6 protein-coding genes are annotated in these 12770 nt (G+C 67.0%); 4 read left to right on the forward strand and 2 right to left on the reverse strand.

What is annotated here, in order from left to right; genetic code table 11:
- The 3 genes from AUL32_RS03040 to AUL32_RS03050 form a co-directional block, all read left to right on the forward strand.
- Nucleotides 1–1354, forward strand: a 1354-nt coding sequence (locus AUL32_RS03040; RefSeq protein WP_062111659.1) for an efflux RND transporter periplasmic adaptor subunit, incomplete at its 5' end; no start/stop codon positions are given.
- A complete protein-coding gene (locus AUL32_RS03045) occupies nt 1351–4449 on the forward strand; it encodes an efflux RND transporter permease subunit (protein WP_062111661.1) in 3099 nt (1032 codons plus the stop codon). The genes AUL32_RS03040 and AUL32_RS03045, both read left to right, overlap by 4 nt.
- Nucleotides 4446–7562: an efflux RND transporter permease subunit gene (locus tag AUL32_RS03050; protein WP_082659213.1), complete on the forward strand. Its 3117-nt coding sequence runs from the start codon at nt 4446–4448 to the stop codon at nt 7560–7562. Before AUL32_RS03045 ends, AUL32_RS03050 begins: the two co-directional genes overlap by 4 nt.
- 557 nt (nt 7563–8119) lie before the next feature.
- Here the strand turns inward: AUL32_RS03050 and AUL32_RS03055 are convergent.
- Both AUL32_RS03055 and AUL32_RS03060 read right to left on the reverse strand, forming a co-directional pair.
- Nucleotides 8120–9976: a calcium-binding protein gene (locus AUL32_RS03055; RefSeq protein ID WP_192847416.1), complete on the reverse strand. Its 1857-nt coding sequence runs from the start codon at nt 9974–9976 to the stop codon at nt 8120–8122.
- A 697-nt stretch (nt 9977–10673) separates the two neighbouring features.
- Nucleotides 10674–11057, reverse strand: coding sequence for a hypothetical protein (locus AUL32_RS03060; RefSeq protein WP_192847417.1), 384 nt, complete (start codon nt 11055–11057; stop codon nt 10674–10676).
- Nucleotides 11058–11258: 201 nt separating this feature from the next.
- Between AUL32_RS03060 and AUL32_RS03065 the strand changes: the two genes are divergently transcribed.
- Complete coding sequence (locus AUL32_RS03065) at nt 11259–12758, forward strand: recombinase family protein (protein ID WP_280137550.1); 1500 nt, start codon at nt 11259–11261, stop codon at nt 12756–12758.
- Nucleotides 12759–12770 lie beyond the last annotated feature (12 nt).

Raw genomic sequence — 12770 nt, forward strand, 5'->3', positions numbered from 1 at the left:
GGTCTATGTCGGCGGCGTCGGCACCGCCAAGCCGGTGAATTCCGTGCTGGTCCGCGCGCAGGTTTCCGGCAAGATCGCCGAGATCGATTTTCGCGAGGGGCAGGATCTTCAGAAGGGCGATCCGATCGCCCGGCTGGACGACGCGCTCTATAAGGCGCAACGCGATCAGGCCCTCGCCAAGAAGGCGCAGGACGAGGCGGTTCTCCTCAATGCCGAACGCGAGCTTCAGCGCGACGAGCGGCTCGTGCAGTCCGGCAACATGACGGAGCAGCTTGTCGGCAACCAGCGGGCGCTGGTGGCGCAGAACCGGGCTCAGGTCGCGGCCGACCAGGCCGCCGTCGAGGCCGCCGAGGCGCAGCTTTCCTACACCACGATCACCGCGCCGATCAGCGGGCGCACCGGCCTTCGCACGGTGGATGTCGGCAATCTGGTGAGCAGCGGCGACGCGACCGGCATCGTCACCCTGTCGCAGATCCGGCCGATCGCCGTGATCTTCTCCGTGCCGCAGCAGCAGCTCGCGCGCGTCAACGCCGCCAGCCGCGAAGGCCCGCTTCGCGTGGACGCGCTGTCGAGCGAAGAGGGCGAGGTGCTGGCCGAGGGGCGGCTCACGGTGGTGGACAATCAGGTGGACCCGACCACCGGCACGGTGCGCCTCAAGGCCGAGTTTCCCAACGAGACGCTGGCGCTCTGGCCGGGCGCGTTCGTCAACACGCGGCTGCTCGTGGAAACCCGGCGCGACGTCCTGACCGTCCCGAGCGCCGCCGTGCAGCGCGGCCCGACCGGGGCCTATGTCTATGTCGTCTCGGCCGACAATCACGTGCAGCTGCGCCCCGTCACCGTGACGCTGCAGGACGAGCGCACCAGCGTCGTCGACGCGGGCCTCTCGGTCGGCGAGCTCGTCGTTACCACAGGCTTCGCGCGGTTGCAGGACGGGGCGAGCGTGCGCGTGTCCTCGCCCGAGGAGGCCGACCCGGCCAAGCTCGCGGTGCCGATCGCCGAAGCGGGCGGCGGCAAGCACCATAAGGGCAAGCATGGGCCCAAGCCCCCGACCGCCGCCGCGCCGGCGGCCGGCACGGCGCCCCCCGAATCGGGCCACGCCGGGCCGACCGCATCGGAAGCGAAGACCAAGGCGGACGCACCGCCGGCCCGCACCTCTGATCTCGGCGCGCCCGTCGAGGCTTCGGGACCGGGGCAGGGCGACCCGGCGGTTCAGGCGGCGGAAGCGGGAGAGCGCGCGGCGCCGGAAAGCGAGGCGGCGCCTCGCGCGCCCGAGGCGGCTCTTCAGCGCGCCCCGTCTTCCGCCCCCGGACAGGCCCCCGCATCCGAACCGGGCACGGGCGCGCCGGCCCGATGAGCCTGTCCACCCCTTTCATCCAACGGCCGGTCGCGACGACGCTTCTCGCCATCGCGGTGCTGATCGCGGGGTGTCTCGGCTTCGCCTCGCTGCCCGTGGCGCCGCTGCCGCAGGTCGAGTTTCCGACGATCCGCGTCACCACGCAGCTGCCGGGCGCCGACCCCGACACGATGGCCGCCCTCGTCACCGCGCCGCTGGAGCGCCCGCTCGGGCAGATCCCGGCGCTGGCCGGCATGACCTCCGCCAGCGCGTTCGGCATCAGCCAGATCACGCTGCAATTCCAGCTCGGGCGCGACATCGACGGCGCGGCGCAGGATGTGCAGGCCGCGATCAACGCGGCGGCCGGCGGCCTGCCCCGCGCGCTGCCCTATCCCCCGACCTATGCGAAGGTGAACCCCGCCGCGACGCCCATCGTCACGCTCGCGCTTCATTCCGACACCTACCCCTTGCGCGATCTCAGCGACTTCACCGACACGGTCCTGGCCCAGCGGCTGGCGGAGGTGTCCGGCGTCGGCGACGTGCGCATCCAGGGCGGGGTGAAGCCGGCGATCCGCATCGAGGTGGACCTGACGCGCCTTGCCGCCTATGGGCTTGGCCTCGAAGACCTGCGCAACGCCGTTTCCAACGCCAATGTCTCTGGCGCCAAGGGCGTGGTGGACGGGTCGAGCCAGTCCTTTACGCTTGCCGCCAACGACCAGATCCACGATCCCGCGACCTATCGCGCGCTGATCGTCGCCTATCGCAACGGCGCGCCGGTGCGTCTCAGCGACGTCGCCGACGTGGTGGAAGGGCTGGAGAACAGCCGCGTCGGCGCCTTCTATCAGGGGCGCCCGGCGGTGGTGGTCGAGATCATGCGCCAGCCCGGCGCCAACGTGATCGAGACCGTGGCGGACATCAACCGCGAGCTGCCGCGCCTGCGCGAGGCGCTGCCGGCCGGCGCTTCGCTGGATGTGGTAAGTGATCGGACCGAGACGATCCGCGCTTCGATCCATGACGTGCAATGGACGCTCGCCGTCAGCGTCGCGCTGGTCATCCTCGTGGTGTTCCTGTTTTTGCGCACGCTCTCGGCGACGCTGATCGCCGGCATCGCCCTGCCGCTGTCGCTCGTGGCGAGCTTTGCCGTCATGTGGTTCTGCGGCTTCAGCCTCGACAATCTCTCGCTGATGGCGCTCACCATCGGCACCGGCTTCGTGGTGGACGATGCGATCGTGATGATCGAGAACATCGCCCGCCATCTGGAGGCGGGCGAGACGCCGATGGCGGCGGCGCTGAAGGGCGCGGGCGAGATCGGCTTCACCATCGTCTCGCTCACGGCCTCGCTGATCGCCGTGTTCATTCCGCTCCTGTTCATGAGCGGGCTGGTCGGGCGCATGTTTCGGGAGTTCGCGCTGACGCTGACCATCGCCGTGGTCGTCTCCGCGCTCGTCTCCTTGACGCTGACGCCTATGATGTGCGCGCGGCTCCTGCGCGCGCCCCGGCACGATGGACGCGGCCTTACCGGCCCGCTCGACCGCGCCATGGACGCGATGAACGAAGCCTATCGCCGCTCGCTCGATCTCGCCGTGCGCCACGGGCGGCTGATGCTGCTTCTGACCGGCGCGACGCTCGCCCTCACGCTTTGGCTCGCCGTCACGATTCCCAAGGGCTTCCTGCCCGAACAGGACACCGGGCTCGTCACCGCCACGGTGGAGGCCGAGCCGGCCGTGTCCTTCGACGCCATGCGGACGATCGAGGCCAAGGTCGGCGATCGGCTGCGAGCCGATCCGGCGGTCAAAAGCGTCACGGCGGCGATCGGCACCAGCGCCTCCAACCTGACGCTGAACACCGCCGTCTATAGCCTCGTGCTGAAGCCCCGTGAGGAGCGGGGCATAGGCGCGCACGAGGTGATCGCGCGGCTGCGCGCCAGCCTTGCCGACATGCCAGGCCTTCAGGCGACGTTCCAGAGCCAGCGCGACATCGCCATCTCGACCCGGGCGAGCCGGGGCGCCTACCAATATACGCTGACGGGCGCCGAGGCGGGCGAGGTGGCCGGCTGGGCAGAGCGGCTGACGCGGCAGCTTTCCTCGGAGCCGGCGCTGAGCGATGTCGCCTCCGACGCCGAGCAGGGCGGTGGCCGTCTCGCGGTGGCGATCGACCGCGCAGCGGCGTCGCGGCTCGGCATCTCCATGCAACAGATCAGCGACACGCTCTACGACGCGTTCGGCCAGCGCCAGATCAGCACGATCTACGGCGAGGCCAACCAGTACCGCGTCATTCTGGAGGCCGCGCCGCGCTTCCAGGCCGACCCCGCCTCGCTGGAGGGGATCCATCTGCCGGGCAGCGGCGGGGCCATGGTGCCGCTCGGCGCCTTCGCCTCGCTGTCTTACGGCACCGGCCCACTGGTGGTCAGCCGCGACGAGCAGTTTCCCTCCGCCACGATCAGCTTCAACCTCGCGCCCGGCGCCTCGCTCGGCACCGCGCTCGCCGCCGTGAAGGAGGCCGAGCGGACCATCGGCCTGCCCGATTCCATCCAGCGGCGTACCAGCGGCGACACGGAGGAGTTCGCCCGCTCGGCGGCCAACGAGCCATGGCTGATCCTCGCGGCGGTGGTCACGATCTATATCGTGCTTGGCCTTCTCTATGAGAGCGCCGTCCATCCGCTGACCATCCTCTCCACCCTGCCGTCGGCCGGCGTCGGCGCGCTTCTGGCCCTGATGCTGACCGGGCAGGACCTGTCGCTGATCGCGCTGATCGGCATCGTGCTTCTGATGGGCATCGTGAAGAAGAACGCGATCATGATGATCGACTTCGCGCTGGAAGCGGAGCGCGGCGAGGGGCTGGCGCCGCGCGAGGCGATCCTGAAGGCGGCCACGCTCCGCTTTCGCCCGATCATGATGACGACGCTGGCCGCCTTGTTCGGCGCGCTGCCGCTCGCCTTCGCCAGCGGGGCGGGGGCGGAGCTGCGCGTGCCGCTCGGCATCTCCATCATCGGGGGGCTGCTGCTCAGCCAGCTTCTGACGCTTTACACGACGCCGGTGATCTACCTCGCGCTGGACGGACTGAAGCGCCGGTTCGCGCCGCCTGCGCTGGAGAAGCCGGGGAGCCAGGCTGCGTGAGGCTGTCCGATCCGTTCATCGACAGGCCGATCGGCACCACGCTTCTGGCGATCGGCCTTCTGCTGCTCGGCCTCGTCGCCTACCATCTCCTGCCGGTGGCGAGCCTGCCGGCGGTGGACCTGCCGACGATCCGGGTCAATGCGAGCCGGCCGGGCGCCGATCCCGAGAGCATGGCCGAAAGCGTCGCCGCCCCGCTGGAGCGCCATCTCGGCGCCATCGCGGGTCTTACCGAGATGACCTCCACCAGCGCGCTCGGCGCCACCGGCATCTCGCTCCAGTTCGACCTTTCGCGCAGCGTCGACAGCGCGGCGCGCGACGTGCAGGCGGCGATCAACGCCGCCGTCGCGGATCTGCCGAGCGACATGCCGGGCCTGCCCTCGCTCCGAAAGGCCAACCCCGCCGCCGCGCCCATCCTCACCCTGGCGCTCACCTCCGACACGACGACCGCGAGCGCGGTGTTCGGCATCGCCGACAGCGTTCTCGTCCAGCGCATCGCGCAGGTGGAAGGCGTCGGCGACGTGTCGGTCAGCGGCGCGGACCAGCCGGCCGTGCGCGTTCGCGTCGATCCGCAGCGCCTCGCCGCAACCGGCCTCTCGGCCGCGGACGTGCGCAACGCCATCGTCAACGCCAATACGCTAAGCCCGGTCGGCTCGATCGACGCGCCGGGCGCGGGCTACGCGATCACGCTCGACGCGCAGCTGACGACGCCTGAGGACTATGCCGCCATCGTCCTTCGCGCCGCCGACGGCACGGCGCTGCGCCTCGGCGACATTGCAACCGTCGAGCCGGGCGTGCGCAACCGCCGCTCCGAGGCCTGGTTCAACGGTCAGCCGGCGGTGATCCTCACCCTCACCAAGGCGGCGGACGCCAACGTGGTGCGGACGGTGGACGCGGTGAAGGCGCTGGTTCCCGAACTTGGCGCGCTCCTGCCCGCCGGCATCCGCATCGACATCCTGCAGGACAGGACGCGCACGATCCACGCCAGCGTCGAGGACATGCAGCGCACGCTGCTCGTCACGATCGGGCTGGTCATGGCCGTGGTCTTCGCCTTTCTGCGCGGCGGGGCGCCGACGCTGGCGGCGGGTGTCACCGTGCCGCTCGCCTTTGCCGGCGCCTTCGCGGCCATGTGGCTTTCGGGGCTGGCTCTCGACAATCTCTCGCTCATGGCGCTGGCGGTCGCCAGCGGCTTCGTGGTGGACGATGCGATCGTCATGATCGAGACCATCCAGGCTCAACTCGAAAAGGGCCTCTCGCCCATGGAGGCGGCGCGCCGGGGCGCCCGGCAGATCGGCTTCACGGTGATCGCCATCAGCGTCTCGCTCATGGCGGCCTTCATCCCGCTCTTCTTCATGGGCGGCGTCACCGGGCGCTTTCTCGTCACCTTCTCGCTGACGCTGGCCTTCACCATCGCCGTCTCGACCCTCGTGTCGCTGACACTGACGCCGATGATCTGCGCCCATCACATGCGCGCGCCCCCTGTAAGCCACCGAGCCGGCCGGCTGTCGCGGGGGTTGGACCGCGCATGGAACGGTCTTGCCAGGTTCTATGCCCGCTCGCTCAAGGGCGTGCTGCATCATCGCGCGCTGGCCGTTGGCAGCGTCGCAATCTGCGTCGGGCTCACCGTCTGGCTCTATGCGCAGGTGCCCAAGGGCCTGCTCCCGCGCGAGGATACGGGCTTTCTGGTGGCCAGCACGCAAGGGGCCAGCGATATCGCCTATCCCGCCATGATCGCCCTGGAGCGCCGGGCGCTGGCCGTGGTGAGGGCCGATCCGGCGGTGGAGAATGTCGGCGCCTCGGTCGGCGGCGGGACCTTCGGCACCGCCAATCACGGCTCCATGCAGGTGTCGCTCAAGCCCGCCACCGAGCGGCCGCCGAGCGAGATCGTCGTGAACCGGCTGCGCCGGGCCTTGGCCGACATTCCGGGTCTGGAAAGCTCGGTCTACGCGCCGAGCGACATTCGCATCGGCGCGCGCAGCGCGGATTCCGAATATCAGTTCACGCTCTGGGACGCCGATTTCGGCGAGCTCACCGCCTGGGCGCCGCGCATCGAGGAGCGGCTGCGGGGGGAGGGCGTGCTGGCCGACGTCAGCAGCGACCGGGAGCCGAACGGGTTGCAGGCCAGCGTCGAGGTGGACCGATCGGCCGCCAGCCGGCTCGGCATCGCGATGACGGCCGTGGACGCGGCGCTGAACAACGCCTTCGCGCAGCGGCAGGTGACGACGATCTACGGCGAGCGGAACCAGTACCGCGTCATCCTGGAAGCAGGGCCGGATTTCGCCAGCGATCCGCAGGATGTCCTCAAGATCGAGGTGCCCGGCGCGGGGGGCAAGCTCGTGCCGCTTTCGGCCATTGCCGTCATCAAGCGGGAGGAGGCGCCGGTCGATGTCAACCATCAGGGCCAATTCCCGGCGGTGACGATCTCCTACGATCTCGCGGAAGGCGCGACGTTGGACCAGGCCAACGCGGCGGTGCGGGCGGCGGTTGCGGGAATGCACCTGCCGGACACGCTCCATGCCGAGTTCGCGGGCGATGCGGCAGCGACCTCGTCGGGCGCCAGCCAGCCGCTCCTGATCCTCGCCGCGCTCGTCGCCGTCTATGTCGTGCTCGGCATTCTCTACGAGAGCCTCGTCCACCCTCTGACGATCCTCTCCACCCTGCCGTCCGCCGGGCTCGGCGCGCTTCTGGCTCTGTGGGTCAGCGGCACGGAGCTAACCCTCGTCGCCTTTATCGGCATCATCCTCCTGATCGGCATCGTGAAGAAGAACGGCATCATGCTGGTGGATTTCGCCCTGGAGGCGGAGCGCGGGCGCGGCCTGCCGCCGGAGGAGGCGATCTTCGAAGCCTGCCTCCAGCGCTTCCGGCCGATCACCATGACGACGCTCGCCGCCTTCGCCGGAGCGCTGCCGCTGATCGTCTCGACCGGGCCGGGCGCCGATCTCCATCGCCCGCTCGGCATCGCCATCGCCGGCGGGCTGCTCGTCAGCCAGGCGCTGACGCTTTACACCACGCCGATCATCTATCTCCTCTTCGCTCGCTTCGCGGGGAAGAACCGCGCCGCGATCGAGTTTTCGCCGGCGGGACATGCGGGGAGCGCCGGGTTGAGCGGATCGTAGTGTAGCGCGCCAACGAAGGAGGCCGCTGCTGCGCTGCGCAGGATCGCTCTCGAGTCGTGCGACCGCCATCCACTTCCAAAATCACGCCCGTCACGGAACGCGCCTCGTGCATGGCGGTATCCGCGTTGTTCGTAACGGCGGGCGTGACGATCGGGGAGGAGCGAGAGCATGGCATCGCCCGGTCTTAGGTGACCGAACACCCCCATGTCCCCCTCTCGGGTGGATCGGCTGGGACTTGTCGATCACCCACGCCGCTCGATCACTTACCTCCAAACGTCGGATCACAACCAAGCGAAAACCCCGATCCCCGTTTGCATCGCGGTTCAACCAAGCGAAACCGACCCATGGTCCGCCAGGATTCTCGTTGATTACCACACGACTTCTTATCTGGCCGACTTGCCCGAGCGGGGGGAGACGCCTCGACAGTCTTGGCTCGACGGCATCACGATTGTCTTCCCCTGCCAACTGGCGGCCGCGCTTTCCGCCGACAGGTGGAGCCTATTCTGGAAAGAGGCGCGTCCTTGTCGTCCGCGCCCCTTCGCTTGGCGTCCCCGACCTTAGCCGACGATCAGCATGTCGGAGGACAGATTGCTCAGCAGCATGTGCTCCACCAGCAGATTCACGCTGCCGAGATGGATCATCACGCCCTCCTCGGTCTGCTCGGCATGGTCGAGCACTTCGGCGGCCGTATGGTCCGCGCTCCCGACGATCCGAATCATATCGTGCTCGACGTCGCTCAGGCGGAAATCCTCGACCGTGACGCGGCCGGGCTGCGCCGCATTGACCACGAAGAGATCGTCGCCCAAGCCGCCGTTGAGGAGGTCGACGCCGCCGCCGCCGGTCAGCGTGTCGTTGCCCTCGCCGCCATAGATCGCGTCGTTGCCGCCCCGGCCGTCCAGCCAGTCGCGCTCGGCGCCTCCGTAGAGCAGGTCCGCCTGCGCGGTCCCGGTGATCGTGTCGTTGCCGGCGAGGCCGAAGACCCGCGATCCCGCCAGCGTGTCGTTGCCCGCCGTTCCCTGAAGCGCCGAGGTGTAGCCGATATCTTGGTTCCGCCAGTCGAGCAGGCCGCTCCAGGTCTGATCCTCGAGATGATCGGCCGCGATCGCGTAATGCTGCCCGTTCAGGAACGCGACTTTCTCGACACCCGAGACGATGTTCAGGCCTTGCGAGGGAGAGAAAAACGCAAGCGTACCGTCGCTCAATTTGGAGACGGTCCAGTCGCCGGGCCGGCCGTTCAGTTCCAGCGTGTCGGTGCCAGTCCCGCCCTCGACGCGGTTCTGCCCGAGCCCCGGGCGGATCGTGTCGTCGCCGCCCATCGCGTCGATATAGTCGTTGCCGACATTGCCGCGCAGCCGGTCGTCATATTGCGAACCGATCAGAAAGGCGGAGTCGCCGACATGGCCGTGCGTGTCCGATGGCCGGGGCAGGTCCTCCACCCAGGTCACGGGCCGCGCGGCGCCGCTGAGGTTCGAGACGATCACCAGACTGTCGCGCGCGGTGAAGTCGTAGAAGGCAGAATGCGTGATCCGGTCGATCGCGTCGGAGGTGATGCCGGCCAGATGCGCGCTCCAGCCGCCGACGATGTTGTAGAGAGCGAACGGACCGAACGGCCAGCCGGGCGAGGCGTAATCGTCGCTGAACAGGATCAGATTGTCCGTCGCGGAGCTGAGCGCGTAATCCTGCCCCATCAAGCCCGGCGCATGCGCCACGGCCTCGCCGAACGAAGGGAAGGAACCGGCCGCGCGATGCACGACATCGTTCTCGTAACCGATGTTGAGAACACGGTCCTGCCCTTCGTAGGTGTAGGGAACCTCGTGCGCGATATAGCTGCTGTCGGCGAAGAAGCCGCCCGCGAGCGTATCGGCATATTTCGCCATGACGTTGGTGTAGGCGGCGCCCAGCGAGTAGCCGGTGACGATGACGTGGTCCGCCGTGAGGCCATGAGCCAGGGTGTAATCACGAACCGCGGCGAGCAAGGGCTCCATGTTCGGTGCGATCTCGCCGCTGTTGAGTTGCGTATAGTCCGGCAGATCGACCGGCGAGTTGGTGCCGGAGAACGCGATGGACACCCGCGTGACATGCCCGGCGGTGTCGCGCTCTTCGAGGATCTGCGCCTGCGGGCCGGAATAGGTGGTCCCGGTCAACGGGCTCTTGATGATGTAGTAGCCGTCGGCATCCACGGCCTCGGGCCCCAGCCCGAGCGCGGCCGGGCCGACCTTGGACCAGCCCTCGGGCAGGGCGATGTGGGCGCGGTTGGCGGCCAGGCCGTCCGGCAGGCTTCCGCCGAACGCATTGGTGATCTTGCCGATATCCATCCCGAAAATGCGATCGAGCTGGCCGAAGGTCGCGATCTGCAGCGACGTTTCGGCAAGCTCGGCAGATTGCGTGGTGGAAAATCGGCGATAGTCGAACATCCCCATAACGTCATCCTCCCAACGCCCCGGTCCGCGAAATCGCGGCCTCCGGGCGTGCAGCATTGATGGAGCTTGGCGAGTCGATTTCGATCGTTCTGCTTACGAACGTGATGAAATCGCTGCGCTTCTTATTTTCCTCTTACGTATACGTAATTATTTGTTCGAGATCAATGTTCTTCGCGACGCCGATCTGCTTGGAGGAGTGCGGTGCTTTGCACACGGCGACATAAACTGAGGTTGCGCGGTTCCATCGTTTGAGAGCAACGCATCCGAACAGGTAAGTTCAGCGGCGGTCATACCTTCGGCGTCGTGCTTTGATCGCTCGAGCGCGAGCCGGACTCGCGATGCGCCGAGTTCCGGTCCTCGCAAAGCATGGCGAAAGCGGACAAGCGGCCATTTGAGACGCGGCAGTTGGGGAACGCGGCCTGTCCCGTCCTCACGATGAAAGACGGCGTCGCGCTCGTCATGCTCGACTTGCTGGACTGCGGTGACGCAGCGTTGATGGCTCGTCGCCAGCGTGCTTATGCCCCTTACGGGTTCGAGCCTCTGCTATCGCAGCGTTCCTGCGCCTGGTCACGGTGCGCAAGTTACCGGATCAGGACGGCCGAACGCTGTCGACCATAAGGCGAGGGGATCGTCGGCACGGTGCGGCTGTGGTCCATGGCATGACAGACGAAGCCTGTGCGCCGTATGCGCCTCAGTCCGGTGAGAGCAGGAGTCCGTCGATCATCAGGATCGTCGCTCGCAACTGCGCTCTCAGGTCGACCAGCTGATCGACGATCGCGGGGTCATGCTGGGTCAGCGAAAGGAAGAGCCGGAACACACAGTCGGAATGACGAGCCAGCGCGACAAGATGGGCACCGCTGGGTTCGTGCGTGCCGGCGAACCAGTTCTTGACGGTCCGGTCGCTGGCATCCGTCCACGTCATCACGGTCTTGACGGCATGCGACTGGGTGATGAAATGCTCGCGCAAAGCCCCTGCCACCATTCGTGCCAACAGCGGCGCTCCGCTGGTGTCGGAGCCGTTTGCCGGAAATACATTTCCCGTTTTCGGTAATGGCTTTCCCTTCTTCGTCCGCATCGGAACTGCCTCCCATGATAGTAGCCAGATGCGGAATACTTAAAGGTCGGGTCCCAAGCTCGTCCCGAGCCTTTGCATCAGAAATGCACCGAACGTCGCCGCCGTGGGCAACGGCTGATCGGATGTCGTATCTTGATAGGCGCAGACCGTGGAACGGACGCTGAGAGATCGCGAAGCAGGCCCAAGCGTGCGGCCGAGTACGTGCGCATGTCGACCGAACACCAACAGTACTCAACCGAAAATCAGGCTGACGTGATCCGCGTCTACGCTGCGGCGCGTGGGTTCGAGATCGTTCGAACCTATGCCGACGCCGGCAAGAGCGGCCTTCGCATCAACGGCCGGAACGCGCTGAAAGCTCTGATCCAAGATGTCGAGAGCGGAAAGGCCGATTTCGACGCCATCCTCGTCTACGACGTCAGCCGTTGGGGGCGCTTTCAGGACGCCGACGAAAGCGCCTTTTACGAGCATAGCTGCAAACGCGCCGGCATCGCCGTCCATTACTGCGCGGAAGAGTTCGACAACGACGGCAGTCCGGTCTCGACGATCATCAAGAGCGTCAAACGCGCCATGGCTGGGGAGTATAGCCGCGAGCTGTCCGTCAAAGTGTTCAAGGGGCAATGCCGCCATATCGAGAACGGCCATCGGCAAGGGGGCGCCGCGGGCTTCGGGCTACGTCGTCTGCTGATCGATCCGTTCGGGAATGTAAAAGGCGAACTGGCGCGTGGCGAGCAGAAGAGCCTGCAAACCGACCGCGTGGTGCTGACGCTCGGGCCGGCGCACGAAGTCGAAATCGTGCGACGCATCTACCGCGCCTTCGTCAACGATCAGCGGTCGGAGAGCGAGATCGCGACCGCGCTGAACGCCGAAGGTTGCCGGACCGACTTCGGCCGAGCGTGGACGCGCGGCACTGTTCACCAGGTGCTGATCAACGAAAAATATGCCGGGGACAACGTCTGGAACCGTACGTCCTTCAAACTCAAAAGGCGGCATGTCCGCAATCCGCCCGACATGTGGGTGCGAGCCAACGATGTGTTTCCAGCGGTCGTCGAGAGGGCGATGGCCGAGGCCGCCCGAACCATCATAGCCGCGCGGTCCTTCCGATTATCGGACGACGAGATGTTGGTGGCGCTGCGAACACTCTTCCAGCAGGAAGGCGTCCTGTCTGGAATCGTCATTGACGAGACCGATGGTTTGCCCTCGAGCAGCGCCTACCGCTCGCGCTTCGGCAGTTTGCTGCGCGCCTACAAGCTCGTCGGCTACACGCCGCGCCGCGACTACGCCTATGTCGAGATCAACCGCGCGCTACGCGCCTTGCACCCGGATGTCGTCGGCAAAGTGCTGGCAGGGCTGCAAGCAACCGGCTGTCGTATAACCAAGGATTCGAACACCGAGCTCATAAAGGTCAACGGAGAGTTCACCCTCTCGGTCGTTATCGCGCGGTGCCAAAGGACGGAAGCTGGCTCGCTTCGCTGGCAGCTTCGCTTCGATACCGGATTACTTCCAGACATCACGATCGCCGTTCGAATGGATGCGGCCAACCGCGTGCCGCTCGACTACTACCTTCTGCCTGCGATCGATCTCGCATCGCCCAAATTACGTCTAGCCGAGGAGAACGGCTTCGCACTCGATGCCTACCGCTTCGAGACACTCGATCTTCTCTACGACATCGCCGAACCTGTCCGAATCGCGGAGGCTGCTTAATGACAAAGAGGC

Source organism: Aureimonas sp. AU40, from assembly GCF_001463785.1.
Classification (GTDB): domain Bacteria; phylum Pseudomonadota; class Alphaproteobacteria; order Rhizobiales; family Rhizobiaceae; genus Aureimonas.

Coding starts and splice junctions, on each gene's coding strand:
- AUL32_RS03045 (WP_062111661.1), top strand. CDS start 1,351: ATGAGCCTGTCCACCCCTTTCATCCAACGGCCGGTCGCGACGACGCTT.
- AUL32_RS03055 (WP_192847416.1), bottom strand. CDS start 9,976: ATGTTCGACTATCGCCGATTTTCCACCACGCAATCTGCCGAGCTTGCC.
- AUL32_RS03060 (WP_192847417.1), bottom strand. CDS start 11,057: ATGCGGACGAAGAAGGGAAAGCCATTACCGAAAACGGGAAATGTATTT.